At 53.4% G+C, this 24,626-nt stretch carries 29 protein-coding genes and 1 tRNA gene; 7 read left to right on the forward strand and 23 right to left on the reverse strand.

Going from position 1 to position 24,626, the window contains the following annotated elements; translation table 11 throughout:
- Positions 1–68: 68 nt before the first annotated feature.
- On the reverse strand, positions 69–866 hold the full coding sequence (locus ADIMK_RS20190) for a pseudouridine synthase (RefSeq protein ID WP_051693178.1): 798 nt from the start codon (positions 864–866) through the stop codon (positions 69–71).
- Between the two features lie 51 nt (positions 867–917).
- Positions 918–1,005: transfer RNA gene (locus ADIMK_RS20195), tRNA-Ser, on the reverse strand.
- A gap of 117 nt (positions 1,006–1,122) precedes the next feature.
- On the opposite strand from ADIMK_RS20195, the gene ADIMK_RS20200 reads away from it, so the two are divergent.
- From ADIMK_RS20200 to ADIMK_RS20225, 6 genes are all read left to right on the forward strand, one after another.
- A complete protein-coding gene (locus ADIMK_RS20200; protein ID WP_036191996.1) occupies positions 1,123–1,803 on the forward strand; it encodes a Bax inhibitor-1/YccA family protein in 681 nt (226 codons plus the stop codon).
- Positions 1,804–1,918: 115 nt separating this feature from the next.
- Entirely contained in the window at positions 1,919–2,317 is a 399-nt protein-coding gene (tusD, locus tag ADIMK_RS20205; protein WP_036191998.1) for a sulfurtransferase complex subunit TusD, read from the forward strand.
- Positions 2,314–2,676: a sulfurtransferase complex subunit TusC gene (tusC, locus tag ADIMK_RS20210; RefSeq protein ID WP_036192001.1), complete on the forward strand. Its 363-nt coding sequence runs from the start codon at positions 2,314–2,316 to the stop codon at positions 2,674–2,676. The genes tusD and tusC overlap by 4 nt, the downstream gene beginning before the upstream one ends.
- 1 nt (position 2,677) lies before the next feature.
- The gene (tusB, locus tag ADIMK_RS20215; protein WP_036192004.1) at positions 2,678–2,959 is read left to right on the forward strand and encodes a sulfurtransferase complex subunit TusB; all 282 of its coding nucleotides are present in this window, start codon (positions 2,678–2,680) and stop codon (positions 2,957–2,959) included.
- Complete coding sequence (locus tag ADIMK_RS20220) at positions 2,959–3,294, forward strand: TusE/DsrC/DsvC family sulfur relay protein (RefSeq protein WP_036192007.1); 336 nt, start codon at positions 2,959–2,961, stop codon at positions 3,292–3,294. The genes tusB and ADIMK_RS20220 overlap by 1 nt, the downstream gene beginning before the upstream one ends.
- A gap of 118 nt (positions 3,295–3,412) precedes the next feature.
- Complete coding sequence (locus ADIMK_RS20225; protein ID WP_081849893.1) at positions 3,413–3,979, forward strand: chemotaxis protein CheW; 567 nt, start codon at positions 3,413–3,415, stop codon at positions 3,977–3,979.
- A gap of 48 nt (positions 3,980–4,027) precedes the next feature.
- On the opposite strand, the gene ADIMK_RS20230 is transcribed toward ADIMK_RS20225, so the two are convergent.
- The 14 genes from ADIMK_RS20230 to ADIMK_RS20295 all read right to left on the reverse strand — a co-directional run bounded on the left by ADIMK_RS20230 (position 4,028) and on the right by ADIMK_RS20295 (position 15,380).
- Positions 4,028–5,128: a malate dehydrogenase gene (locus ADIMK_RS20230; RefSeq protein WP_036192008.1), complete on the reverse strand. Its 1,101-nt coding sequence runs from the start codon at positions 5,126–5,128 to the stop codon at positions 4,028–4,030.
- A gap of 191 nt (positions 5,129–5,319) precedes the next feature.
- On the reverse strand, positions 5,320–6,102 hold the full coding sequence (locus tag ADIMK_RS20235; protein ID WP_036192010.1) for a TatD family hydrolase: 783 nt from the start codon (positions 6,100–6,102) through the stop codon (positions 5,320–5,322).
- Between the two features lie 13 nt (positions 6,103–6,115).
- Entirely contained in the window at positions 6,116–6,466 is a 351-nt protein-coding gene (locus ADIMK_RS20240; protein ID WP_036192011.1) for a PilZ domain-containing protein, read from the reverse strand.
- An 18-nt stretch (positions 6,467–6,484) separates the two neighbouring features.
- Positions 6,485–7,480: a DNA polymerase III subunit delta' gene (locus ADIMK_RS20245; protein ID WP_036192013.1), complete on the reverse strand. Its 996-nt coding sequence runs from the start codon at positions 7,478–7,480 to the stop codon at positions 6,485–6,487.
- On the reverse strand, positions 7,477–8,100 hold the full coding sequence (tmk, locus tag ADIMK_RS20250) for a dTMP kinase (RefSeq protein WP_036192016.1): 624 nt from the start codon (positions 8,098–8,100) through the stop codon (positions 7,477–7,479). Before tmk ends, ADIMK_RS20245 begins: the two co-directional genes overlap by 4 nt.
- Position 8,101: 1 nt before the next feature.
- A complete protein-coding gene (gene mltG, locus ADIMK_RS20255; RefSeq protein WP_036192018.1) occupies positions 8,102–9,136 on the reverse strand; it encodes an endolytic transglycosylase MltG in 1,035 nt (344 codons plus the stop codon).
- Positions 9,136–9,954: an aminodeoxychorismate lyase gene (gene pabC / locus ADIMK_RS20260; protein WP_036192020.1), complete on the reverse strand. Its 819-nt coding sequence runs from the start codon at positions 9,952–9,954 to the stop codon at positions 9,136–9,138. The genes mltG and pabC overlap by 1 nt, the downstream gene beginning before the upstream one ends.
- Before the next feature lie 48 nt (positions 9,955–10,002).
- Complete coding sequence (gene fabF / locus ADIMK_RS20265; RefSeq protein ID WP_036192022.1) at positions 10,003–11,241, reverse strand: beta-ketoacyl-ACP synthase II; 1,239 nt, start codon at positions 11,239–11,241, stop codon at positions 10,003–10,005.
- A gap of 91 nt (positions 11,242–11,332) precedes the next feature.
- Positions 11,333–11,566, reverse strand: coding sequence for an acyl carrier protein (gene acpP, locus ADIMK_RS20270; RefSeq protein WP_027854376.1), 234 nt, complete (start codon positions 11,564–11,566; stop codon positions 11,333–11,335).
- 201 nt (positions 11,567–11,767) lie between these two features.
- A complete protein-coding gene (gene fabG / locus ADIMK_RS20275) occupies positions 11,768–12,511 on the reverse strand; it encodes a 3-oxoacyl-ACP reductase FabG (protein WP_036192025.1) in 744 nt (247 codons plus the stop codon).
- Positions 12,512–12,566: 55 nt separating this feature from the next.
- Positions 12,567–13,499 carry an ACP S-malonyltransferase gene (gene fabD / locus ADIMK_RS20280; RefSeq protein ID WP_036192028.1) on the reverse strand — a complete coding sequence of 311 codons (933 nt, stop codon included), beginning with the start codon at positions 13,497–13,499 and terminating at the stop codon, positions 12,567–12,569.
- 85 nt (positions 13,500–13,584) lie between these two features.
- Positions 13,585–14,649, reverse strand: a complete 1,065-nt coding sequence (gene plsX / locus ADIMK_RS20285) for a phosphate acyltransferase PlsX (protein WP_081849894.1) — start codon at positions 14,647–14,649, stop codon at positions 13,585–13,587.
- A gap of 2 nt (positions 14,650–14,651) precedes the next feature.
- Complete coding sequence (gene rpmF, locus ADIMK_RS20290) at positions 14,652–14,834, reverse strand: 50S ribosomal protein L32 (protein WP_036192031.1); 183 nt, start codon at positions 14,832–14,834, stop codon at positions 14,652–14,654.
- A gap of 18 nt (positions 14,835–14,852) precedes the next feature.
- On the reverse strand, positions 14,853–15,380 hold the full coding sequence (locus ADIMK_RS20295) for a YceD family protein (protein WP_036192034.1): 528 nt from the start codon (positions 15,378–15,380) through the stop codon (positions 14,853–14,855).
- Between the two features lie 120 nt (positions 15,381–15,500).
- Between ADIMK_RS20295 and ADIMK_RS20300 the strand changes: the two genes are divergently transcribed.
- Positions 15,501–16,091: a Maf family protein gene (locus ADIMK_RS20300; RefSeq protein ID WP_036192037.1), complete on the forward strand. Its 591-nt coding sequence runs from the start codon at positions 15,501–15,503 to the stop codon at positions 16,089–16,091.
- A 33-nt stretch (positions 16,092–16,124) separates the two neighbouring features.
- Here the strand turns inward: ADIMK_RS20300 and sppA are convergent, their stop codons facing one another.
- From sppA to ADIMK_RS21840, 7 genes are all read right to left on the reverse strand, one after another.
- On the reverse strand, positions 16,125–17,153 hold the full coding sequence (sppA, locus tag ADIMK_RS20305) for a signal peptide peptidase SppA (RefSeq protein WP_036192040.1): 1,029 nt from the start codon (positions 17,151–17,153) through the stop codon (positions 16,125–16,127).
- Positions 17,150–17,827, reverse strand: coding sequence for an HAD-IA family hydrolase (locus tag ADIMK_RS20310; protein ID WP_036192043.1), 678 nt, complete (start codon positions 17,825–17,827; stop codon positions 17,150–17,152). The genes sppA and ADIMK_RS20310 overlap by 4 nt, the downstream gene beginning before the upstream one ends.
- Positions 17,828–17,907: 80 nt before the next feature.
- Positions 17,908–19,200 (reverse strand): (Fe-S)-binding protein, encoded by a 1,293-nt coding sequence (locus ADIMK_RS20315; RefSeq protein WP_036192046.1) that lies wholly within the window; start codon positions 19,198–19,200, stop codon positions 17,908–17,910.
- A gap of 319 nt (positions 19,201–19,519) precedes the next feature.
- A complete protein-coding gene (locus ADIMK_RS20320; RefSeq protein ID WP_036192049.1) occupies positions 19,520–20,833 on the reverse strand; it encodes an NAD(P)/FAD-dependent oxidoreductase in 1,314 nt (437 codons plus the stop codon).
- A gap of 168 nt (positions 20,834–21,001) precedes the next feature.
- On the reverse strand, positions 21,002–22,717 hold the full coding sequence (locus ADIMK_RS20325) for a PAS domain-containing hybrid sensor histidine kinase/response regulator (RefSeq protein WP_036192052.1): 1,716 nt from the start codon (positions 22,715–22,717) through the stop codon (positions 21,002–21,004).
- Entirely contained in the window at positions 22,701–23,864 is a 1,164-nt protein-coding gene (gene ercA / locus ADIMK_RS20330; protein ID WP_036192055.1) for an alcohol dehydrogenase-like regulatory protein ErcA, read from the reverse strand. The genes ADIMK_RS20325 and ercA overlap by 17 nt, the downstream gene beginning before the upstream one ends.
- 153 nt (positions 23,865–24,017) lie before the next feature.
- Complete coding sequence (locus ADIMK_RS21840) at positions 24,018–24,416, reverse strand: GFA family protein (RefSeq protein ID WP_081849895.1); 399 nt, start codon at positions 24,414–24,416, stop codon at positions 24,018–24,020.
- Positions 24,417–24,626 lie beyond the last annotated feature (210 nt).

Here is a 24,626-nt window from a genome sequence, read left to right on the forward strand (position 1 = left end):
ACATATGTAGGCAATGAGTAATCATCCTTGTGACTACATATGTTAGATCTTATTTATAACATCATTTCTTAGGCAATTTCGGTACCACCTTCACGGCCTCTAACGGGGGCTGGGTACAGTCCTTGCCACCCGAATTCCGAAAACAGCCGATCGACCTCGTCGGAGACCGGAGCCTTGACGGCTATTTCCTCTTTTGTGACCGGATGCGTGAAGGTTATTTCAGTCGCCATCAGAAGCAATCGATGAAGCCCGAAGTGCTCTCGGAACAATCGATTGTGCCGACCTTCCCCATGCTTGGTATCGCCAACGAGGGGGTGAAATATGTGTTTCATATGACGACGAATCTGATGCTTGCGCCCCGTTTTGGGGCATACCTCTACCAGCGAGTAGCGGGCCACAGGGTAGCGCCCAATCGCAATTGGCAGCTCCACACATCCTAAACGCCGAAAGCTGGAAACGGCCTCCTGGGCAGGTTTATCCGGATTCGCGTGAGCATCGGCTATGCGGTCGTGAATTGGCTTGAGCGCGTAGTCTATCTCCCCGGACTCGTCCGTCCAGCCTCGTACCACACACAGGTATCGTTTAAGAACCTGTCGCTCACTGAACGCTGTTTGAAGCGCGTGAGCCACATCTTTATTGCGGGTAAAGAGAATTACGCCTGATGTCGCCCTGTCCAGACGATGAACGGTGTGAATTTTCTCGCCGGGATAGCGTTCACGCAGCCATGAAACAAGATTGGGTGTTTTGGCCGGCGCTATCCAGCTCGGATGCACCAACAGGCCTGCAGGCTTGTCGACGGCAATTATCCAATCATCCTCGAACAGTATCTGGGGCTGAGAATCGACGGTTGGATTGGGGTCACTCACCGGAATGGGGACTCAGTTGACGGGTTCTGTAACAAGCCAAAGAAGAAAAGTTGGCGGAGGGACAGGGATTCGAACCCTGGGAGCCTCGCGACTCGTCGGTTTTCAAGACCGGTGCTTTCAACCACTCAGCCATCCCTCCGCAAACGCAGGGCAGTTTACGTGGAATCTTCTCGATGTCAAATGGTCCAAACACTTGAAAATTGCGTAAGTATAACCATTATTGTTTCTAATCATTTTAAAACGAGCGAGGAACACCATGGCGAATGTACGCCCCCTTCCCCAAAACGCACATGTTGCCACTTCCGACACCAGCAAGGTAATCCGCAACACCTACCTGCTTTTGTCGATGACAATGCTATTGAGTACCGTTACAGCGGTTATCTCCATGGCCATAAACCCGCCATTCATGGCATACCTTGGCAGCGTCATTCTCAGCTTCGTCCTGCTGTTCGTTCTCCACAAGAAACAGAATAGTGCAGCAGCACTACCGCTGACTTTCGCATTCACAGGCCTTCTCGGCTTTGGACTTGGCCCCATTCTTAACCAATACCTGGCTCTACCTAACGGTGGCCAAATTGTCGCTACTGCACTGGGTATGACAGCTATCACCTTCTTCGGCCTATCTGCCTACGCGCTGACTAGCCGTAAAGACTTCAGCTTCATGGGCGGGTTCCTGGCTGCAGGCATGATGGTTGCCCTGGTCGCGATGGTGGCGCTGTTCGTGTTGCCGATGTTTGGCGTCAACGTATCCGGCCTGCATCTGGCTTTCTCCGCAGTCGTGGTCATGCTGATGGCTGGCTTCGTACTGTATGACACCAGCAACATCGTCAATGGCCACTACACCAACTATGTCATGGCCACTGTGAGCCTCTACCTGAGCATCTACAACCTGTTCATACACCTGCTGTCTCTGGTTGGCGCTTTCAGCGACGACTGATCCAGACACGCCATAATCGGTAAAAAGCCCCGTCAATCTGGTAAGATGACGGGGCTTTTTTAATGGTTGGCGGCAGGTGGCCGCCTGGTTCTACACAGTGTTATAGAGAGCGCGGATGATCTTCTCCATAGTTGTTCAGGCACCGCCCATCCAATGTCAGGGAGCAGAGACCGCTCTCAGATTCGCGCGTGCCTTACTGGATGCCGGGCACAGCATCCACCGAGTATTTTTTTATCGCGACGGCGTACATAACGGTTCTGCCCTCACCTGCCTGCCTCAGGATGAGGTGAGTATTCCGGAGCAATGGCAAGCGCTAGCCAGAGAACACAAACTGGATCTTGTAGTCTGCATTGCCGCGGCCGTACGTCGAGGGTTGATCAATGAGCATGAGGCTGGACGCTACAAGAAGGCACATTGGAATCTCGCTGAACAGTTTGAGCTATCGGGGCTTGGTCAGCTCGTAGAGGCCTGCATCCAGTCCGATCGCGTTGTTACCTTTGGAGGGCGATCATGAGCGCTGAAGGCATTCTAATTATGACGCGCGCGGCTCCGTACGGCAGTTCCGCGGCCCGGGATGCACTGGATGCTGCACTCACCTGCTCCGTATTCGAACAGCCCGTCACATTGCTCTTTCTCGATGACGGGGTATTTCAACTGCTGAAGGGGCAATCACCGACCGAGATCTCCCAGAAGAATCTGAATGCTGTGCAACAATCACTGCCGCTTTACGACATCGAGCGTCTCTGCGTAAGTCGTTCATCGCTGGATTCGAGAGGGCTGGGCACTGATGACCTGATTCTGCCGGTGGAGGTTGTCGGGGACGCTGAACTGCCGCAGCTTTTGTCTCAACACCGTCATGTACTGAGTATTTGATATGATTCTTCATACACTGAATCAAGCCCCGGCCAATACCGCTTGTTTTCAAAGCGCACTATCAGCCATGGATGAACAGGATTCACTGCTGTTAATTGAAGATGGCGTTTACTGGGCCCTACCGGCCTATTCCGATCAGCTTGCTTCAATTCCGGGACGTGTCTTCGCGCTTGAGGCCGATATCCGCTCACGAGGCGTGGGCAATAGCACGCTCGAATGTATCGATGACTCCGGATTCGTGCAGCTCTGTGTTTCGCATCACAAGGTTGTGAGCTGGTTCTGATGACAGACAAAAACATCCTGCTACAGAGCATTGAGTTCGATGACGAGGGCTACCTGGCAGACCTTTCCCAGTGGAGTCCTGAGGTCGCGGAAACGCTTGCCCAACAAGAGGGGCTGTCACTGACAGAGGCGCATTGGGAGATTCTGTATCTTCTGCGCGAGTTTTATGCATTATATGAACACGCTCCCGCGATGAGACCATTGGTGAAAGCTGTCAAACAAAAGCTGGGCGATGAAAAAGGCAAAAGCATTTATTTGATGCAGCTTTTTCCCGGGAGCCCTGCCAAGGTCAGTGCGCGGTTGGCAGGTTTGCCCAAGCCCGATAACTGTCTTTAACAGACTTTTCAATGCGACCGGCGCTATGTGATACTGTGCCTGTCGCTCTTACAATACAGATCTGGTAGCTTGGCAATCAAACCAAGCGAGATCGAACTGAACTGACAGGGTACTCCGCATGAGTTTAGAAGCCGCTGCCGAACAGTTGCAAATGCTCAAAAAACTGGACAAGAACAAGCAGGAAACCAAGTCTCGAAAATCCCAGCAGGAAGACATTGTCTACCATCAGTGGGCCACCTTTCGTGTCGACAATGAGCTGTATGGCATCGACGTCATGCAGGTCAAAGAGGTCCTTCGCTACAGCGAGATTACGCCGGTTCCAGGAGCAGACGTGTCAGTTCTGGGTATCATCAACCTTCGCGGTAATGTTGTGACGGTTATCGATACCCGACAGATGTTCCGCATGCCTCGCGCGCAGCCGGATGATGAAACCCGAATCATTGTTGTTGAATTTAACGAATCTGAGGTTATTGGCCTGGTTGTCGACAGTGTCGACGAGGTACTCAACCTGCCGCAAAATGAAGTGGACCGTGCGCCGAACGCATCTGGCGATGAGAGCAGCAAACGTTTCGTTCAGGGCGTCTGCTATCACAACGGCCTGCTGATCATTCTGCTGGACCTGTCCAAGATGCTGCTGACCATTACCCCGGCCACAGACGACGAAATGATAGGCACTCATATCTGATTGAGATCCATTCTAAAAAGCCCCTCATTGAGGGGCTTTTTTACATCATCACATTACCCGGTTGGTAGTGAGATACTTGGACGAAGCATCCGGTCCTGTCCCATCCGCATAGAGTGTCACACCCGAGCGCAGACAAATAGAGAGGTTCTGGTGTGAAGCCTCGGTTTCCGGCGGCAATAGATGATTAACTGCCGCCTTCTCGTCCAATAGCTCAGCTTCGGTCAGACGCATCCGCTCACGCCCCCACTCCGATATATCCAACCCCCGAACAATTTGGTAACGCCCATAATCACAGCGTACGGGAAACGAGTAGAAGATCCCCTTCTCCACGCCGTAACTGCCGTCACTGACAATACCCATGCTGACGATTTCACCCGCATCGGTGCCCAGAATCCAGTCCCGCATATGGTCTACCACCGCTTGTGCAGCCGAGGCTGCGCTGGAGACGCTACGTGCTTCGATAATCTCAGCGCCACGGTTCTGAATTTTGGGAATGAACACGTTTTGATACCAGTCGAAATCGATTTGATTCATGACCGGCTCATCCAGCACCGTAGCATGATGAAGGTCGGGATACTGCGTAGTGGAATGGTTACCCCAGATTACGATTCGACCGATATTACGCGGATTGGCGCCCGTATGATTCGCGAGAATACCTTTGGCGCGGTTATGGTCGAGTCGAGTCAGCGCAGTAAATTGTGACGGGCTAAGTTTAGGTGCGTTTCGGCTTGCGATTAGCGCATTTGTGTTGGCGGGGTTGCCGACAACAAGTACTTTTACGTCACGGTTGGCGTAGTCATTCAGCGCCCTGCCCTGACGGGTAAATATCTCGGCATTGGACTCAAGCAGATCACTGCGTTCCATGCCGGGTCCACGGGGACGGGCACCGATCAGTAAGGCGTAATGGATGTTATTGAAGCCCTCTTCCACATTGTCATGCAGCGTGATCGTGTGCAGCAGTGGATACGCGCAATCTTCAAGCTCCATCGCAAGACCACGCAGTGCCTCCATGCGGCCTGGCATCTCGATAAGCTGCAGGATGACGGGCTGGTCTTTGCCGAACATCTCCCCGCTAGCCACTTTAAACAGCAGGCTATTGCTTATAGCGCCTGCTGCACCTGTAACGGCAATTCGCACCGGTCTTCTCATTGAACAGCTCCTTAGACATCCCAAGCGCAGCCAGACTGCGGGGTTAGACTTTAGTCTAATCCCATTCAACGCGAGATAGCGTTACGGATGCAAGTGTGCGGACAAGGAAAATCGCAATACGAATAGGAATGGGTGAAATATGAATGCCAGAGCAGAAGGAAAAACGGGCGCCATGTGGGCGCCCGCAGTTGTCAGTTTAAGCGTGCCTTGCTGAACAGACGGTAGAAGTTATTGCGCGTAATCTCAGCGACCTCTTCAACCGAAACGCCCTTGATGTCTGCTATACAGCGAGCAACTTCCGGCACATAGGTCGGCTCATTCTGCTTGCCCCGATAGGGTACCGGTGCGAGATAGGGAGAGTCTGTCTCGATCAGCATCTTCTCCATGGGAACCGCACGAACAACATCGCGCAACTCTTCGGCGTTACGAAATGTGATGATGCCCGAAAAGGAGATGAAGAAATTCAAATCCAGTGCAGCCATCGCCATATCGAGCGACTCGGTGAAGCAGTGCAATACGCCTCCAACCTCGGGGTCGGCATACTGGCGAATGATGTTCAACGTATCCTCGCGCGCCTCACGGGTATGCACGATCACCGGAAGACCGAGTTCACTGCCAAGCCTTAAATGCCCGGCAAAGCTTTCCCTCTGCTGCTCGGCCAGTTCTGCACTGTAATGGTAATCGAGCCCGGTTTCGCCCAGAGCGACGATACGCGCCTGTCCAGCTGCAGTACGCAAACGCGCTTCGTCAAATGGGCAATCGCCTACGTGGCAGGGATGGATGCCGGCAGAGGCATAAACATTGGGAAACGGCTTGACCTGAGCATACATATCCTCGAACTGGTCAAGATCAATAGCGACGCACAGCATTTCATCGACACCTGCCGCGCCGGCTGTCTCGATAAGCTTGGCTAAAGACCCGTCATGACGAGCGAGGTCCAGCCGATCCAAGTGGCAATGTGAATCTATAAACATGAAATTCCAGATTTTATAGCGTGTTTGTGCGGCGGCCTTTGCCCAGAGCACCCGCAAGGTAGGTTTCGAGCTTGCCGACTAACTGAACATCTTCGGTGGAAAGTTGGATACCGATGCCCGGTATTCTGCCACCTTGGGCCGCGCGGGGGGTTACCCAAACAACCCTGCCGGTAACGGGAATCTTGTCAGGCTCCTCCATCAGCGTCATCAGCATAAATACCTCTTCACCCAACTGATAGGAGCGAGTGGTCGGTATAAACAGCCCACCATTATTGATGAAGGGCATGTATGCCTTCAGGAGGTCCTCTTTGTTGCCAATCACTAGCGATAAGATGCCGTGACTGATTCTGGGCACGATCGACATGAACAACTGCTCTCCTGCTTAACGAATCAGCGCTCTCCAGTCGAACATGAGTTTCTCCAGAAGCAGCTGACGATTCGGGTTATGTCGCAACATGAGGCTTTTACGCTCATCCTGAACGCGATCAACCAAAGTAAAGATTCTAACTCTGTCGGCCCGATTGGCAACAGCCGAAAGCATTTTTGTCATATCGACATTATTGAGATCAGCATTTTCGGCGCCAGACTGCAGCCTTACGATGTCAGCCAGCAGGCTCAACCACCAATCCAAGAGGTGAATCAGCTCCTCTTTGTGTAGCTTTTGAGCAAGCGCAATAGCGTCCGTACGATCTCTAAGCAGATCGGCCAGTCCGCTCATGAATGAACGTCGCAGATCAAGCAACTCTCCCTGCTTGAGTGCTACGGCGCCCAAAGGCGCACCCTGGGCGATTGCCAATAGCTTTTCCGCCTCATCCTCACCCATTCCCAGCTTCTGGGCGAGCCAACCTCTGCTTTGCTCATTCGACGGCAATGAAAACTCAATACGCTGACAGCGGCTGCGGATAGTCGGCATCAACTGCCCGAGCTGATGGCAAACCAGAATCAGAAGCGTGTCTTGCCCGGGCTCTTCTAGGGTTTTTAGAAGCGCGTTGGCTGCCGCCACGTTCATCGCCTCGGCGGGCTCCATGATCATGATTCTGTAACCGCCCTGCTGAGCGGTACTGTGCAACACATTGGTCAATTCGCGAACCTGATCCACCCGAATAGGCTTGCCCGGCTCTTCCGGGTGCAGGAACAAACGGTCAGGATGATGACCACTGGCAATGAGCTCGCAACTGCGACAACGCCCACAAGGCGCACCATCCTGTGGGTTATGGCAGAGCAGCACGTGAGCCAGCGCTGAACCGAAAGCCGCCTTCCCAATACCGGCAGGCCCACTTAACAGTAACGCGTGAGGCAACCGCCCCCTGCCATGCTGCTGGATGACATGCGCCCACTGGTCAGTAAGCCAGGGATAAATCTGCTCGTCTATACTCATTTCCGCTCCAAACGTGCCAGAGCCTGATCAATTTGGCGCTGAACCTGATCGAGAGACGGCGCTGCATCAATAACAGTGATGCGGGAAGCTTCCTGCTGTGCACGCTCAAGATAGGCATCCCGCACCCGTTGAAAGAACTCGACACGCTCGGCCTCAAATCGATCGGGTTTACCTCTGGCATGCGCGCGTGACAAGCCAATTTCGACCGGTAGATCGAGCAACAACGTCAAATCCGGCCGACGCTCTTTCTGAACCAGGCGCTCCAACATCGCAACAGGCTCGGCGGCAAGTTGACGTCCGCCTCCCTGATAGGCGAAGGTGGCATCGGTAAAGCGGTCGCAGAGTACCCAAGCGCCTCTGGCAAGGGCCGGCTCTATCACCGCAAACAGGTGTTGTGCACGTGCTGCGAACATCATGAGGAGTTCAGCCATCTCCGAAACCGCCTCGTCTCTCGGGGTCAGCAGCAGTTCGCGAATTTCCTCGCCAAGCGGGGTGCCGCCGGGCTCTCGCGTCACAACAACCTCAATCCCGCGTTCCTCAAGACATTGGCGAACATAATTGAGGTTGGTGGTTTTACCAACCCCTTCGATACCTTCCAGGGTAATGAAATAGCCAGACATGTCAGTTTTCCGGACTTGAGCGGTAATTTTTTGTGCGTTTAAGCTGGTAGCGCGCAACCGCCTTGTTATGTTCAGTCAGTGTGGCAGAGAAATGATGGCTGCCATCACCACGCGCCACAAAATAAAGCTCGTTACCTGAGGCTGGAGAAACGGCCGCCTGTATGGCATCAGGTCCGACCATCGCAATAGGTGTAGGCGGCAGCCCGTTGATCACATAAGTATTGTAGGGAGTCGCTTTTCGAAGATCAGAGCGCCGAATGTTCCCTTTGTAGGCGTCACCCATGCCATAGATAACGGTCGGATCTGTCTGTAGGCGCATGCCTCGCTCAAGGCGCCGCGTAAAAACACCGGCTATGCGGGGGCGCTCTTCCGGAACTGCCGTCTCTTTCTCAACAATGGACGCCAGAATCAGCGCGTCATACGGAGAGTTGAGCGGAAGTTTCTCCCGACGCGAAGCCCACGCAGCGTCCAAAGTGTTTTGCAATGCTTTGTTAGCGCGCGCCAAAAGGTCGATATCGGACATTCCGCGCTCAAACTGGTATGTCTCGGCCAGAAACATTCCCTCAGGCGACTTGGCCTCAAGTCCCAACGCCTCTAATACCTGCTCATCGCTTTTACCCTCAAGGGACTGCCCGAGCATTGTTTCTTTTGCAAGACTTGCACGAAGGTCCGACCAGCGACTTCCCTCGATGATGGTGAACTGGTAACGCACCGTATCGCCGTTCGCAATTTTCTTCACAATATCATGCGGACTCATACCCGGCTCAAGCCTATACTCGCCCGCTTTTATGCTTGATAACGCAGGCTCGATACGAGCCAAAACACGCATATACAGCGCATTTCCAATGATCGATTTATCATTAAGATCGTCCACTAACGCGTTGTAATACTGGCCTTTTTTAACGAGATAGCTTGTTGGCTCATTAATATTGGCGGGACTGTGAATATAGTGTTGATAGTCACGCCATGCCCAGGCGGCGACCGCACCAATAGCCACCGCCAGGACAACCAGAAAAGTCACAAACCGTTTTATCATCACGCGCGGTACTCCACCTCAAGAAGCGACTGCAGAGTTCGACACCTTTCCCCAATCGTAAAACAGACATCTTCAAACTGAACGACCGGCCAAATGCCAATAATGCTGTTACAGAGAAATACCTCATCGGCAGATTCAATATCATCAAACTGAAAGCTACCTACCCTGACGGGCCATCCATTCTTCCGAGCCATATCAATCACCCAGCGTCTCAAGACACCTGCTACTCCGGCCTGAGACAGGTCAGGTGTACATAACACACCATCGCGAACAAAAAACACGTTACTCATCGTGCCTTCAATCAGGTTGCCAGCCGTATCGCAGACCAGTCCTTCACGAATAGAAGTATCGGCCCATTCCGCTCGAGCCAACACCTGCTCTAGCCTGTTGAGATGTTTGATGCCGGCAAGGAGAGGCTGCTGTGCAAGTACAGTACGACACCTTCGAACCCTAATGCCTGCTTGCAATGGATTGTCCGGCCACGTGGGGAGGTCCGATAGTTGAATAATGCGTGTCGGCTCCAGCGGTTCAGTTACCGCATACCCCCTGCCGCCGGCCCCTCTTGTTACGACAATCTTGAGTACACCGTCCGGGGACAGCTCTGGCAATTCGTTCTCAAGCTGCTGGAGCAGACCATCACACGGGATGGCAAGCCGGCGGCAGCCCTCTTCCAACCGCTCCATATGCCATTCCCAGAACTGTGCTCGCCCGGACCGTATGAGGATTGTCTCAAAAACACCCTGACCATAGGCCAAGCCGCGATCAGAAGTACTTACTGAATCACCGGGCTGCCCATTGATGAATATTGTCGATGCCATCGATTATCAGCGCAGAAAGGTAAAACGGGAGGCTAAGCCTCCCGTTTTTTATAGCTTATTGAAGACCAACGTACCGTTAGTGCCGCCGAACCCGAAAGAGTTCGACATCGCTGCATCTATCCGACATTGCTGAGCCGTATGAGCTACGTAGTTGAGGTCACAACCCTCAGACGGGTTGTCGAGGTTGATCGTCGGAGGTGCTACCTGATCCCGAATTGCCAGTACACAGAAGGCCGCCTCAACCGCGCCCGCTGCACCAAGCAGATGTCCAATCATCGACTTGGTAGAGCTCATGCGAACCTGACCAGCCGCATTGCCCAGCACACGTTTTGCTGCATTGGACTCCGCGATATCCCCGGCTGGCGTAGATGTGCCATGCGCGTTGATATAGTGGATCTGATCTGCGTTCAATCCTGAATCACGAATCGCATTCGACATGGACAGCGCAGCGCCCGATCCATCTTCCGGCGGCGCCGTCATATGGAAGGCATCATCACTCATGCCGAAACCAGAAACCTCACAGTAGATCTTCGCACCGCGGGCTTTTGCGTATTCGTATTCTTCAAGCACCAGAACACCCGCGCCATCGCCCAATACGAACCCGTCGCGGTCTCGATCCCAAGGCCGGCTGGCCGTTTCGGGCGACTCGTTACGGGTAGACAGTGCACGTGCCGCAGAGAAGCCAGCAACACCCAGAGGGGTTGTCGCCATCTCTGCACCACCGGCCACCATCACATCGGCATCACCATACTGAATCATGCGCATGGCGTGACCGATGTTATGCGTACCGGTAGTACACGCAGTCGTAATAGCGATATTGGGGCCACGGAAACCATACTTGATCGCCAGATTACCGGAGATCATGTTGATGATACTTCCCGGAACAAAAAACGGGGATACACGACGAGGACCCAATGCATTCAGTACATCGTGGGTTTTCTCAATCATCGGAAGACCACCGATACCTGAACCCAACGCGCATCCGATTCGGGCCGAATTCTCTTCGCTGACCTCAAGCCCGGCATCCTCGACCGCCTGAATGGCAGCTACCATACCGTACTGGATAAACAGATCCATTTTACGCGCCTCTTTGGCGCTCATGTACGGTTCGATATCAAAACCTTTTACGGAAGCGGAAAAGCGAGTGCCATACTGGCTGGCGTCGAAATGCTCGATATTCGATGCACCGCTTTTGCCCTTAAGAATGTTGTCCCATGTCGCTGTGACAGTGTTACCGACCGGCGTCAGCAACCCTATTCCGGTCACCACCACTCTTCTGCGAGACATGTTTGTCCTCCAGCACTGCAAGCTGCCAAAAGAAAAGCCGCACTATACAGGCATATAGATGCGGCTTTTCGATCAAACCTTGTGGGATAGATTACTGATGTGCGTTGATGTAATCGATCGCCAGCTGAACAGTGGTGATTTTTTCAGCTTCTTCATCAGGAATTTCAGTTTCGAATTCCTCTTCCAGCGCCATTACCAGCTCAACAGTGTCCAGAGAGTCGGCGCCCAGATCCTCAACGAAGGAAGCTTCTTTGGTGACTTCTTCCTCTTTAACGCCCAGCTGCTCAGCGATGATTTTCTTAACGCGCTCTTCAATGTTGCTCATATCTCTTCCTATTGTCTTCTCAACACCATCACATCCCAAGATGCGTGACGGAATTTTAGTAAAACCCGCAACGCCCTCGCAAGCGTGACGGCTTGGATTTTTTCTCGTCAAGCTGACGGCCAATTATCCTCAAATCGGCGAAAAAAACAATTCTTTCTACATCAGACATGACGACTAAACACGCTTGCAGGCTGAGCCTGATCAAGCCATGTACATTCCACCGTTAACCTGAATGGTCTCGCCGGTGATATATGCACCACCTTCGCTGCACAGAAAACCAACAACGGAGGCGATCTCTTCGGGCTTGCCCAAACGGTTCATCGGAATCTGAGCCTGAAGGTTTGCTTTGTGCTCTTCAGGCAATCCGGAGGTCATATCGGTATCGATAAAGCCGGGAGCCACGCAGTTTACAGTTACGTTGCGTGAACCGAGCTCACGCGCCAGAGCCCGCGTAAAGCCTTCCATACCGGATTTTGCCGCCGCATAGTTTGCCTGGCCTGCATTGCCCATAGAGGCAACCACAGAGCTTACACTGACAATACGGCCCCAGCGAGCTTTGGTCATTCCGCGCAGACAGCCTTTGGCCAAACGATAAACCGAGGTCAAATTCGTGTCGATAACAGAATCCCACTCATCGTCTTTCATTCGCATCATCAGGTTGTCGCGAGTAATACCTGCATTGTTTACAAGTATTTCGATGGCGCCAAATTCGGCCTGAATAGCCTTTACAACGCTATCAATCGATTCTGCATCAGCGACGTTGAGCACCAAGCCTTTACCGCTGTTGCCGGCCGATGCCAGATACTCACTGATTGCTGCCGCTCCGCCCTCACTGGTTGCCGTACCAATCACAACCGCGCCCTGCGAGGCCAGATTTTCTGCAATCGCCTTGCCTATACCGCGGGTTGCACCGGTAACCAGAGCAACTTTGCCTTCTATACTCATTCACCCATTCCTTCTTATCGCCCCTGATCCCAACATCAAACCCGAGGCATTTGAATCAAAGTGCTAGCGCCTTGGCAAGCCCTGCCTCATCGTTGATCGCAACGACTTCCAGCGCACGATCGATCTTCTTGTTCAACCCGGCAAGCACCTTGCCCGGACCGCACTCGACCGCTGTAGTAACACCGCAGGTCACCATGTTGCGGACACTGTCAGTCCAGAGAACCGGGCTGTAAAGCTGCGCGAGCAGGTTAGCCTTGAGCTCATCGATATCGCTGGGCGCTTCTGCTGTCACGTTCTGCACGACTTTTATAATCGGCATTCTCAAATCGATGCTGGCAAGCGCCTCACCCATACGCTCAGCCGCAGGCTTCATCAGCGCACAGTGGGACGGTACGCTGACCGGAAGCGCAATGGCGCGTTTGGCACCAGCCGCTTTACAGGCTTCGATACCGCGCTCTACCGCTGCTTTCTCGCCAGCTATAACAACCTGACCCGGGCAATTGAAATTCACCGCGGACACGACCTGCCCCTGGGCGGCACCAGCACAAGCCTCGGCGACTGCTTCATCGTCTAGCCCCAGAATGGCGGCCATACCACCGGCTCCCGCAGGGACCGCACTCTGCATAAACTCGCCGCGTGCACGCACCAGCCGCACGCCATCAGCAAAATTGATCGCACCTGCGCATACAAGAGCTGTGTATTCGCCCAGGCTATGGCCGGCCATAACCGACGGTGCCGATCCGCCAAGCTGCTCCCAAAGACGCCAAAGCGCAACGCCGGAGGTCAGCAACACAGGCTGGGTGTTTTCGGTACTGTTCAGCAGCTCTTCCGGGCCTGATTGCGCCAGCGACCATAGATCCTGACCCAGAGCATCGGAAGCCTCCTGGAAAGTCTGTTCAATAATCGGATGCTGTTCGGCAAGTTCTGAGAGCATACCAAGATGCTGAGAGCCCTGACCGGGGAACACAAAAGCAAGCGACTGCGACATGACGTCCTCATCTAACCGTGTTTCTATCAGCCTGCGTCACGCATTTCGTGCAGCAGGTATCGGGTGGCGTAGTTTACAGTATTCGTCAGTTTTTAGAATGACTTGCCACATCATCCACGCCGTCGGAACGACAGCGAGCAACCTCTACCGCGACCCGGTCGGCAATCAAGGCGGGAACATTCAGCCGCGCCTCTTCAAGTGCCTGATCAATGGCATAACCAAAGTAGGTGCGATTAGCCCCCCCATGACTTTTCACGACAACACCTTTCAATCCAAGCAGCGTCGCACCATTTCTGCGCCCCGGGTCCAGCTGTCTCTTAAGCTCGCGCAGTATCGGAGTCGCCAGCAAAGCAACGAGACGGCGGTAAGGGTTGCGCCGAAAACTGCCCTGCACCTTGCGCACAAGCAGCTTTGAAAGCCCTTCGCAGCTCTTGAGTGCGATATTGCCGACAAAGCCATCACACACCACCAGATCTGCCCGACCCGAGAACAGGTCATCCCCCTCAAGATAGCCGATAAAATTCAACCCGCCATGCCCCTGAATCAATCGACTGGCTTCTCTCACGCATCCAGTACCCTTGTTATCCTCGGAGCCGACATTCAACAACCCGACAAGAGGACGATCCCGCCGATCAATCGCGGAAACCATGACCGACCCCATAATGGCGAACTGAAGCAACTGCTGCGCACTTGAATCGATATTAGCGCCGAGGTCCAGCATGTAGCTGTGCCCCTTGAGGGTAGGAATAGCAGCGACGATCGCCGGCCGCTCAATGCCCGGCAGCATGCCCAGAACCAATCGACTCATGGCCATTAACGCGCCGGTATTGCCAGCGCTGATACACGCTTGCGCACGCCCCTGGGCTACTAGCTCGAGCGATTTCCACATTGAAGACTCGCGGCGATTACGCAGAGCAAGAGAAGGTTTTTCATTCATCGCGACAACGTCGTCAGCGTGAACTATTTCGAGGCGTTGGAGATGTTTGCCGCGACAGCGGCGAAGATGATTCCTGATGGCGTCAGACTGACCTACCAACAGAATCTGAAGCTGCGGGTGACGCTTGAGCGCATCACTGGACGCTGCAACAGTAACGCGGGGACCGAAGTCCCCGCCCATTGCATCAACGCTGATGCAATACGATCCGGTCAAGCTTATTCGTCGCCCTTGGCTTCGATAACCTGACGACCACGATAGAAACCGTCAGCGCTGACGTGATGACGACGGTGAGTTTCACCGGTAGTCGCGTCGACAGACAGAGTCGGGCCGCTCAGCGCATCATGTGAACGACGCATATCGCGACGGGAACGAGACTTTTTGTTCTGCTGTACTGCCATGGTTGTGTAGCTCCTAGTTCAACTCTTATCGGCCTTGTTTTTAAGTTCGGCCAATACACTGAATGGGTTTGGTTTTTTTTCCTGCGTCCGGGCCGCCTCATCAACGTCGCCGAAAGAGGTCTGAATCGAACAGTCTTCGTGGTACGCAACCAGCGGAAGGCTTAGAATCAGTTCATCCTCAATCAGTGACAGCAGCTCGACATCCTCAGCCTCGACGATCAGCGGATCGTAATACCGGGGCAGATTTTTAGCCTGTTCCTCGTTGAGCACCATAGCCAGATTGACTTCAGCCTCAACATCCACCGACACCGGTTCAAGGCACCGCTGGCAGGTCAGCATGACGCTGCCGCTCGCCGATCCGGAGACGGTTCTTAAACGCTGCTCATCCAACGCAAACAACAAAGAGACCTGGACTTCACCAGACTCGTTAGCAAGAAGCGAGCTAAGACGCGGCATTGCAGAAACAGCAGCAATACCCTCGATTTTCACTTCCCGCTCAGCTAATTTGCGCGGGTCAACTCTTTTCGGTAAAGGACCGTACGACATAAGCGCGCAATTCTAGGTGCCAATGAGATGCCTGTCAAAGGAAAGCAGGCGTTTTAATTCATAAAATTATCGTTAATATGCCGCTTTCACGAAAAGTACGGTTCAAGGGGAAATTTCTGCATGGCTCCCACCCTCGTTTTGGCTTCAAGCTCAAGCTACCGACGCGCACTTCTGGATAAGCTGGGGCTTGATTATATATGTGATCGGCCAGATATTGATGAAAGCAGCCAAGAAAATGAAAACGCCGATGACCTTGTTAAAAGACTTTCTCTTGAGAAGGCGCGCGCAGTCGCCACGCGGCACCCCAATGCATTGATCATTGGCTCCGACCAGGTTGCTACACTCGACGATCATATTCTGGGCAAGCCTCTCACCCACTCACGGGCTATTGAACAGCTCTCGCTGACGTCTGGGCGCACGGTAAAATTCCTAACGGGGCTTTGCCTCCTCAATGCAAACACCGGCCAGTATCAGCTGGATACAATTGAATTCGATGTTGTTTTTCGAGAGCTAACTCCCAAACAGATAGAAAACTATCTGATCCGAGAAAAGCCTTATGACTGTGCTGGAAGCTTTAAATCAGAAGGACTTGGTATAGCACTTTTTCGGGCATTACAGGGAGACGACCCGAACTCTCTGATTGGCTTGCCGCTAATACGACTGGTGGACATGTTGCAAAGTGAGGGCCTCGATGTACTGGCGGGCGATTAATTGCTCACCAGTACATCAAGTCGTAGATAAATGTCAGCGAAGTTGAACGCCGCCACCCAATCCAACCATGTTGGCCAAGTGACTGGCCATGCTGACACCCAAACGGTCGATCAACTGCTCCAACGGACTACCCTTGGCGCTGTAATCGACCAGTGAGTCAACACCGATAACATCACGCGCGACATAGCTCGCGCTCCCCAAGCCATCGACAAGCCCCAGATCAACGGCCTGCTCGCCGGTCCAGACCAGACCGGAAAACAGCTCGTCATTCTCTTTCAGACGATCACCTCGTCCTGCCCTGACCTGCTCGATAAACTGCTTATGTGTCGTATCGAGTATCGTCTGCCAGAATTCACGCTCCGAGCTTTGCAACGGTGTGAACGGATCCAACAACCCCTTGTGCTCGCCAGCCGTGAGCATGCGCCTCTCTACTCCCAGCTTGCCCATCAGGTCGACAAAGCCAAAACTCGCCGATACAACCCCGATAGAACCCACCAGACTCGCCTTGTCGGCATATATCTCATCAGCGGCGGCTGCAATGTAGTAAGCACCGGACGCACCTATATCGCTAATGACCGCATACACCTTTTTCTCAGGATATTTTTCACGCAGGCGCTTAATTTCGTCATAGACATAGCCTGCCTGAACCGGGCTGCCACCGGGACTATTGATACGCAGTAGAACCGCTGTACTGTGCTTGTTCTCAAACGCCTTGCGAATAGACCAGATAAGAGAATCAGCATTCGCTTTTTCACCATCAGCGATTGCCCCCTCAACCCGCACCACGGCAACATGGGTATCAGAAGCCGGCGAGGCGATCTCCGGCGTGTCGTTGTAAAGGTAAATACCCAGCAACGCAAACAGATAGGCAAAGGTCAGGAACTTGAAAAAAATACCCCAGCGTCTCGTACGCCGGTGCTCGACGTGCAGTCCGTTTACCAGCTTTTCAATGAGACGCCACTCACGCGTATCACTACCTGATCGGCTTTGGTTCTGACTTGCGACATGCCCATTCGACGCTTGCTGCGCGTTTTCCTCTTCACCCCAAGGGTTCTGTGTCACGATTCTGTCCTCAGCGTTAATTCGTCGTTGAGACTGTCAAGCCAGATCTCCAGTTCCGGAAAGTGGTGGATCTCGGTTTCAGGACGATAAGGCTTCAGGCGATCCAGATGATGCGCGCCGTAACTCACGGCCACTGTTGGCATTTTGATTCGGCTACCCATTTCCAAATCATATTCAGTATCGCCAATCATCAGCGCTTCGCCAGCCTGAACTCCGGTTTCGTCCAGGATTTCGATCAACATGCACGGATCCGGCTTGGATTTGGTCTCATCGGCGCAGCGGGTGATTTCGAAAAGCCCGCCAAGTCCTGTTTCCTCGAGCACACGATCAAGGCCGCGACGGCTCTTGCCCGTTGCAACCGCCAGACGGTATCCCCGGTCACGCAACCGCGCCAAGGTGTCCGACACGCCCGGATATAGCTCGGTAGGCGTATCGTTCTGGAAAAGAAAGTGGTGGGCGTATCGCTCACGCATCAACTCTATCCCGTCTGGATCGATCTCGGGAATGAGTGCGCGGATCGCTTCAGGCAACCCAAGCCCAATAATATTCCTGACAGCTTCCGGGCACAGAGCCTCATGGCCAAGCTCCGCCGCTGCCGCCTGCATACTGGCAATAATTCGGGCTTGTGAATCGATCAGGGTTCCATCCCAATCGAAGATCAGCAGTTTATACAAAAAGGGACTCCTTGCTATTAAGTGCTAGGGAGTCCCTGTATATAGGAATCACCACAATAAACACAACCCCGGCGACACCTTCAGGCGAGATAACGCGCCAGCAGTTCTGCCACGTGAATCCCTTTAGGGCCACCTAGACGCGCAACCTGTTCACGGCAAGAAAACCCATTGGCAACCAGCTGTGATTCACTGCGCGCCCTAAGTACAGGCATCAAAACCAATTCGGCCATCGCACGAGCATCGGCTGCATTCTCGACCTCGAACCCAAAGCTACCTGCACCTCCACAGCATGATGCTTCAATAAATTCAAACTCAAGACCGGGTACCTGTTTGAGTATTTTGCGCATTGATTTCATCGCCCCCACCGATTTCTGGTGGCAATGACCATGAACCATCACAGGCGGCTCGTCCGACGCTGACCTCAACGGCAACTTGAGACGCCCTCCATTCAACTCGCGTGCAAGAAACTCCTCAAATAGATAGGCGTTGTTTGCCAACTCATCAACGCGGGTACCCAGCCCTAAAGCCCGCAGTTCATCTCTGAGCATTAGCAAGGTCGATGGCTCAAGGCCAATCACCGCTCGACCGGCCTTGATATGCGCCTCGAGTGACTTGATCAGCCGTACCGCATCTTTGCGCGCTTTTGCGACTAGCCCTTGCGAATAGGCACTTCGCCCGCCACACAGGCCTCGAACGATAAAAACCCTAAACCCGCTGGCCTCAAGCACCTGCAGCGCTGCTGAGGCAGCTTCTGGCGCGTACGCTGCAGTGAAACTATCGACCCACAGCACCACCTCTCGCGCGCTATCTGGTTGTTCTTTGGGCACCAGTGACAATGCTTTAACAGGTATCGGTAACGGATGATCGTCGCTAAGTGACAACCACTTTCTGAACAAGGCGCAGGAGTTGATAGCGCTTACGGCGAATCTGGCTACACGCGGGTAATGCAATAGGTCCGGCAATGCAGCGAACGCGCGTTGCCTTAGCGTTACACCGCTACGTTGAATCTTTTGTGCAAGATACTCAACACGAATCGTCGCAATGTCGAGATTGGTATCACATTCACGTTTGCAACCTTTGCATGAGACACACGCTGCCATCGCTCGGTCCAGCAGACGCTGCTCGTCATCTGAGATGTCGCCATTGAGCATCCGTTTGAGCAGGCGACTCCTGCCTCCCGGTGAGAACATAGCATCGCCGTGGACGCGAAAGCTGGGACACATGACGCCTCGCTCGATTGGACGCAGGCACACCATGCTGTTGATGCACACCGATACAGCCTTGGCAAAGTCACCACCCTCTTTGGGAATATCGGCATATGCATCACCGAGTCCTGCGCTCTCATATTCAGACCAGTCCAGCTCAGTATCCATTCAACACACCCCGATTCGATGTTTCGCCCGAGCGTTCAACGCTCAAGGTCGCTTTATCGACAGACTCTCCAGATTAATTGTCACAAACACGACGCGATCACCTGCCTAATACACGTAGATACAATGGCGGAATTACGACACAAAAAAGTGTTTCACCTCGTCCTGCACGGTAGAAAGCGTCAATAGCGCAGGCCGAGCCGGAGCTGCTGATATTGGAAGGGGAAATCCTGAGCAGCTCCGGTGAGCCTGTCAGGTAGAGGAATAGCAAGAAGCGAACCAAAAAGGCCGGTCATGTGATGACCGGCCTTTGTTCAGTTTATCAATGCAGTTTCATTCGTGGCCGAATTACCTTGTTGATGCGTGACACAAGCGTCACAAGGGCGGTTTTAACGTAACCATAAAGTGCTATCTGATGCATACGGTAGAGTGACACATATACAAGACGCGCCAGGTGACCTTCAACCATGACGCTACCACGAGTAAGGTTACCCATGAGGTTGCCGACAGTTGAATACTTACTCAACGACACCAGCGAGCCGTAGTCACGGTATTCGTAGGCCGGAATATCATCGCCGTTAAGGATGCGAGAGAAGTGGGTATACAGGTGGCTCGCCATCTGGTGGGCGGCTTGAGCACGCGGGGGCACAAGGCCACCTGCCTCATCCCTTCGAACGCACGCGGCACAATCACCTATCGCAAAAATACGCTCATCACGGGTTGTTCTCAGGTCTGCCCCAACTACAAGCTGATTGCGGTTATTGCACTCAAGACCGTCCAGTGTCTGGAGCAGTTCGGGAGCTTTAACACCGGCAGCCCAGACCATGAGATCGGCAGGAATAACCTCCCCCTCACTCGTGACGATCTCGCCCTCTCGAACTTCAACAACCTGCGTTTTCTCGCGCACATCAACACCCAACTTTCTCAGCTCTGTACGCACCGCAGCAGATATACGGGTCGGCAGTGCACCAAGAATCTGAGGGCTAGCCTCGATTAGCGTCAGTTTCATGCTGCTCGGCTCTATATTCGACACCCCGTATGAAACCAACTCCTGCGCTGAGTTATACAGTTCCGCCGAAAGCTCTACGCCGGTGGCACCTCCGCCTACAATCGAAATTCGAAGCGTGCTGTCGCTGCTCTGAGCACTCAGTTTGAGGCAGGTGTTCAGCAGTTGGTTATGGAAGTTATCCGCCTGGTTTCGATCATCAAGGAAACAGCAGTGCTGTTTAACGCCCGGCACACCGAAATCATTGGTCTGACTGCCAATAGCCAGCACAAGATAGTCGTAATAGAGCGTACGAGCCGGCACCAACTCTTCACCGGCGCTATTAAGCAGTGGTGCTAGACGTATACAGCGCTGTCCCCTGTCGAGACCTTCCAGACTTCCGATCTGGAACTGGAAGCCAGCCTGACGCGCCTGAGCGCGATAGCTGAGCTCATCGATACTTGAATCCAGACGCCCGGTCGCCACCTCATGTAGCAACGGTTTCCAGACGTGAGTGGTCTCGCGATCAACCAAGGTTACTTTCAACCCCTTGCGGCCATATTTGCGCCCCAAACGGGTTGCGAGTTCCAAGCCTCCCGCTCCGCCGCCAACAATGACGACGTGCTGATAGAGGCTACTGGTACCTGTCATAAAAATTTCCTTACAGCAGAACTAAGGTTAATTGGAAAATTGGAATCTTGATTGTTCGTCTACAGTCTCGGCCGTCAGTGCACATCTGCGCGTGCTTGTAACCCAACGTATCGATCAAAGAACTGTATGGATAAATTCCTTTAACCCCTCAGTGTCCAGCCAGTCCGGTCATTGTTCGAGCAGATGGTTCATCAATGCTCTTAACTTCCCCGGCTTGAGCGGCTTGTTCAAAACCGCCAAACCCTTTTCTCTAAACAGCCTGCGGGTTTCTCCGCTTCGATCTGCAGTCAATATCGCGGCCGGCACCGGGTGATTAAAGTATTTTCTTAATTTTTGCACCGCATCAATGCCAGTGGCATCGTTGTCCAGATGGTAATCAGCGAGGATCATGGCGGGGCGTTCCAAACGCGCTTCAAGCGCTTCATCAAGGCTCTCGACAGTCGACACCCGACAACCCCAACCCTCCAGCAAAGCACGCATACTGACAAGGATTTCGGGCTCATTATCAACCACCAGTATACGCTCACCTTTCAGGGCATCACTCTGATGCGGAACGGGCTCGAACCGTTTGACCACATCCCCCCCATCGGCAAGCGGGACAAGCAATCCAAAACGAGACCCCTTGCCTTCGATCGAATCGAGCTGAATATGATACCCAAGAACCCGGGCAATCCGGTCAACAATCGCTAGCCCAAGCCCCACACCGCCCTTTTTCGGCCCGCGCTTCTTGAGCTGACGAAACTCAAGAAATATCTCCTCTCTCTGCTCATTAGGAATTCCAGGGCCGGTGTCCCAAACCTCGATCAACACCTGATCCCCTCGACGACGCATCGAAAGCAGAACAGTACCGTTTTCGGTATACCGTATTGCGTTACCTATAAGGTTTCTCAGTATACGTGACAGCAGACGTAAATCGGAGCGCACTGCAAGATTCGGCGCGCGAATACGAAACGCCAAACCAGCTTCATGCGCCAGCGACTGGAACTCAGCTTCCATATTGCGAAGCAGATGAGATAGCGGGAAGGATTGCATATCCGGCTGGACCGCATTTTGATCCAGCTTGGAGATATCAAGCAGGTCTGACAGTAGATGTTCAGCGCCCGATAGCGCACGGTGAACCCTCTCGACCAGATCGCCCTCATAATCGCCGATTTCGCGCTCTCGCAACGCGGATACCAGCAAACGCGCGGCATTCAGTGGCTGAAGGAGATCGTGACTGGCGGCTGCCAGATACTTGTCTTTGCTCCTATTCGCGTTTTCAGCGGCCTCTTTCGCCAACGCCATCTGCTGTTCGGCTGCATGACGCTCAGCCACCTCCTCACGCAAGCGGTCATTCAACTGCAAAAGCTCATAGGTACGTTCGCTCACCCGCTGCTCGAGCGCTTCATTGATCGCCTGCATCTGGTTCTGCATACGAACGCGCTCTGTGATGTCGGCAACAAATCCCTCTATGATCGTCTCGTGTTCATCGGGTCTTAACAGCATGTGCATCGACACGTGAATCAAACCGCCGCCCGAGCGCTTCAAACGCGTCTGATAGAGGAAGAGTTGGCCTTCGCTCGCCAAGCGGACGCGTATCTTTGCGAACTCCTCCTCTCCGCCCTCCAGCAGGCAGGAAAGCGTAACCTGGCCATCGGTCAGCACACCGTCGTCAACAGCGCAGATGCGGGCTAAAGTAGGATTGGCCCGCTCAATTAAACCATCCATGCTGGCTTGAAAAATGCCGTGTAAGGCATTCTCGAACAGCCACTTGTAACGATTCCGTTCGTTCTCAAGCTCTTCAATCTTGCGTTGTAGTGCGGGGTAGTAGCTTTTGCGGGCAGACTGCCCACCCAGTCCGATCAAGTCATCTACAGATACAGACGGCTCAGAGGGCTTCTTCATACACGGTCTCGACGTCGCGCAGATTCGAGCGACGCGGGTTGGTCAAGATACAAGGGTCTTTAATAGCATTGGCACTCAGATATGGGATATCGGACACATTGACGCCATACTTGCCCAACGTGCTTTTCAGCCCCACATCGCGCTTGAGCGCAGTGACATGATTATGCAACCGTTTCTGTATCTGCTTGCTGGTCAAACCGCGGGTATCGATACCCATCGTTTGGGCAATCACTGCAAAACGCTCCTGTGCCGAGGTGTAGTTGTAATCGATAACATGCTCAACAAGCATTGCGTTGCAAAGACCATGCGGCAGATCGAGATAACCGCCCAGACTGTGGGACATGGCATGTACCGCACCGAGAATGGCGTTTGAAAAGGCAAGCCCTGCTTTCATAGAGCCCAGCATGATCTGCTCACGCAGATACTTGTCTTCAGGCTGTTCGACGAGTAACGCCAAGTGGTTATTGATCAGACGAATAGCATCGAGTGCATGCATATCAGTCAACGCGCCGCTGCCGGTCGACACAAATGCTTCTATGGCATGAACCAGAGCATCGACTCCCGTACAGGCGGTCAAAAACGGCGACATGGTGCTGGTCGTATCCGGGTCGATCAACGACACATCCGGCACAACCGATTTGCTGACGATGGAAAACTTAACCCGCTGTTCTAGATCGGTAATGATCGCGAACTGGGACACATCCGCCGATGTACCAGCCGTAGTCGGAATAAAAATAAGCGGCGGAATAGGATAGGTGGTCTGGTCAATGCCTTCAAAGACCCGTATCTGTTCACCGTGCGTACTCACGATGCCGATACCCTTGGCACGGTCCATCGGGCTGCCACCGCCGATCGCGACAATGACGTCACACCCTTTCTCCCGGTAGATCTCCGCGCCGCGCATCACCTCCTCAGTGCGAGGATTCGGTGACACATCGGTAAAGCGCACCACATCCAGTCCCTGCTCATGCAGTAACGTTTCGATCTCCAAGACCCAGCCAGCGTTAACCACCCCCGGATCTGATACAAGCATTACACGCTGTGCACCGAAGGTTTTGGCATAGTTGCCGACCATTTTCCGTGCGCCGCTGCCGAATATGATCTCTGGCGCGACAAACTTCCGAAGACTGGAAACTTCGTTGGACATGGTTCCTGCCTCAAGCTTGGCGGCATAACAGCTGCCGCATCTTTAATTATTGTTGTCTCTAAGACTCTGAAGTATGCGACAAAACTCCGCCAACAGCACTTCACCTTTGGTACCGCCATACGAAATTTGCAACGCGCATGACCAGCCGCAATATCAAGACCTGTCCGGCTGCCACCGCTCAAACTCTGCCAGCCCCTCATATGATAGCCAGGGCTGGTTGTGGGAGGTCCAAATATGGTATTGCGGGCTCATTCCGGGATCGTCATCCAGAGTCGCCACGCGGACCACGACATGGGGCTTGCCCACCCGCTCTGCCATCAGGTGAGACCCACAGACTGAACAGAAGTGCCTGAGTTTACCCGGCGAGGACTCAAATACCGATAACGTGTCTTCGCCTGTCAACCAACGGAAATGCTCTCGCAGCACACCCGCTGTGGTATTGAATGCGGCCGCGTGGGCCTTGCGGCATGTGTTGCAATGACAGTGTCCTATCGGCATGTCTATTTGATCAAGCTCATAGGTGACAGCCCCACACAAACAACTTCCTTTCATCTACAGCTTTCCACTTTTATCGCCGTGTTTTAGCGCCCTGACCTGCGCTCATGCCTTGACGTTACCGGATGGCCGGCATTGACCATTCATGCGATGTCAGGATCAAGATCATGCCAATAAAATACCATAAGTCCACGTATCCCCAGCCCGACGCTATCCCAAGAGGGTCAGGTTGTGCGGGGATCGTGAGACAGGTAACGGTAGAGGAAT

Origin of the sequence: Marinobacterium lacunae (genome assembly GCF_000705555.1) — a bacterium.
GTDB classification, from domain to species: domain Bacteria; phylum Pseudomonadota; class Gammaproteobacteria; order Pseudomonadales; family Balneatricaceae; genus Marinobacterium_D; species Marinobacterium_D lacunae.

What these genes read in the sequence shown, in the direction of transcription:
- ADIMK_RS20200 (WP_036191996.1), top strand. Translation starts at nt 1,123, where the DNA reads ATGGCGAATGTACGCCCCCTTCCCCAAAACGCACATGTTGCCACTTCC.
- tusD (WP_036191998.1), top strand. Translation starts at nt 1,919, where the DNA reads ATGATCTTCTCCATAGTTGTTCAGGCACCGCCCATCCAATGTCAGGGA.
- tusC (WP_036192001.1), top strand. Translation starts at nt 2,314, where the DNA reads ATGAGCGCTGAAGGCATTCTAATTATGACGCGCGCGGCTCCGTACGGC.
- tusB (WP_036192004.1), top strand. Translation starts at nt 2,678, where the DNA reads ATGATTCTTCATACACTGAATCAAGCCCCGGCCAATACCGCTTGTTTT.
- ADIMK_RS20220 (WP_036192007.1), top strand. Translation starts at nt 2,959, where the DNA reads ATGACAGACAAAAACATCCTGCTACAGAGCATTGAGTTCGATGACGAG.
- ADIMK_RS20225 (WP_081849893.1), top strand. Translation starts at nt 3,413, where the DNA reads ATGAGTTTAGAAGCCGCTGCCGAACAGTTGCAAATGCTCAAAAAACTG.
- ADIMK_RS20230 (WP_036192008.1), bottom strand. Translation starts at nt 5,128, where the DNA reads ATGAGAAGACCGGTGCGAATTGCCGTTACAGGTGCAGCAGGCGCTATA.
- ADIMK_RS20235 (WP_036192010.1), bottom strand. Translation starts at nt 6,102, where the DNA reads ATGTTTATAGATTCACATTGCCACTTGGATCGGCTGGACCTCGCTCGT.
- ADIMK_RS20240 (WP_036192011.1), bottom strand. Translation starts at nt 6,466, where the DNA reads ATGTCGATCGTGCCCAGAATCAGTCACGGCATCTTATCGCTAGTGATT.
- ADIMK_RS20245 (WP_036192013.1), bottom strand. Translation starts at nt 7,480, where the DNA reads ATGAGTATAGACGAGCAGATTTATCCCTGGCTTACTGACCAGTGGGCG.
- tmk (WP_036192016.1), bottom strand. Translation starts at nt 8,100, where the DNA reads ATGTCTGGCTATTTCATTACCCTGGAAGGTATCGAAGGGGTTGGTAAA.
- mltG (WP_036192018.1), bottom strand. Translation starts at nt 9,136, where the DNA reads ATGATAAAACGGTTTGTGACTTTTCTGGTTGTCCTGGCGGTGGCTATT.
- pabC (WP_036192020.1), bottom strand. Translation starts at nt 9,954, where the DNA reads ATGGCATCGACAATATTCATCAATGGGCAGCCCGGTGATTCAGTAAGT.
- fabF (WP_036192022.1), bottom strand. Translation starts at nt 11,241, where the DNA reads ATGTCTCGCAGAAGAGTGGTGGTGACCGGAATAGGGTTGCTGACGCCG.
- acpP (WP_027854376.1), bottom strand. Translation starts at nt 11,566, where the DNA reads ATGAGCAACATTGAAGAGCGCGTTAAGAAAATCATCGCTGAGCAGCTG.
- fabG (WP_036192025.1), bottom strand. Translation starts at nt 12,511, where the DNA reads ATGAGTATAGAAGGCAAAGTTGCTCTGGTTACCGGTGCAACCCGCGGT.
- fabD (WP_036192028.1), bottom strand. Translation starts at nt 13,499, where the DNA reads ATGTCGCAGTCGCTTGCTTTTGTGTTCCCCGGTCAGGGCTCTCAGCAT.
- rpmF (WP_036192031.1), bottom strand. Translation starts at nt 14,834, where the DNA reads ATGGCAGTACAGCAGAACAAAAAGTCTCGTTCCCGTCGCGATATGCGT.
- ADIMK_RS20295 (WP_036192034.1), bottom strand. Translation starts at nt 15,380, where the DNA reads ATGTCGTACGGTCCTTTACCGAAAAGAGTTGACCCGCGCAAATTAGCT.
- ADIMK_RS20300 (WP_036192037.1), top strand. Translation starts at nt 15,501, where the DNA reads ATGGCTCCCACCCTCGTTTTGGCTTCAAGCTCAAGCTACCGACGCGCA.
- ADIMK_RS20315 (WP_036192046.1), bottom strand. Translation starts at nt 19,200, where the DNA reads ATGGATACTGAGCTGGACTGGTCTGAATATGAGAGCGCAGGACTCGGT.
- ADIMK_RS20320 (WP_036192049.1), bottom strand. Translation starts at nt 20,833, where the DNA reads ATGACAGGTACCAGTAGCCTCTATCAGCACGTCGTCATTGTTGGCGGC.
- ADIMK_RS20325 (WP_036192052.1), bottom strand. Translation starts at nt 22,717, where the DNA reads ATGAAGAAGCCCTCTGAGCCGTCTGTATCTGTAGATGACTTGATCGGA.
- ercA (WP_036192055.1), bottom strand. Translation starts at nt 23,864, where the DNA reads ATGTCCAACGAAGTTTCCAGTCTTCGGAAGTTTGTCGCGCCAGAGATC.
- ADIMK_RS21840 (WP_081849895.1), bottom strand. Translation starts at nt 24,416, where the DNA reads ATGAAAGGAAGTTGTTTGTGTGGGGCTGTCACCTATGAGCTTGATCAA.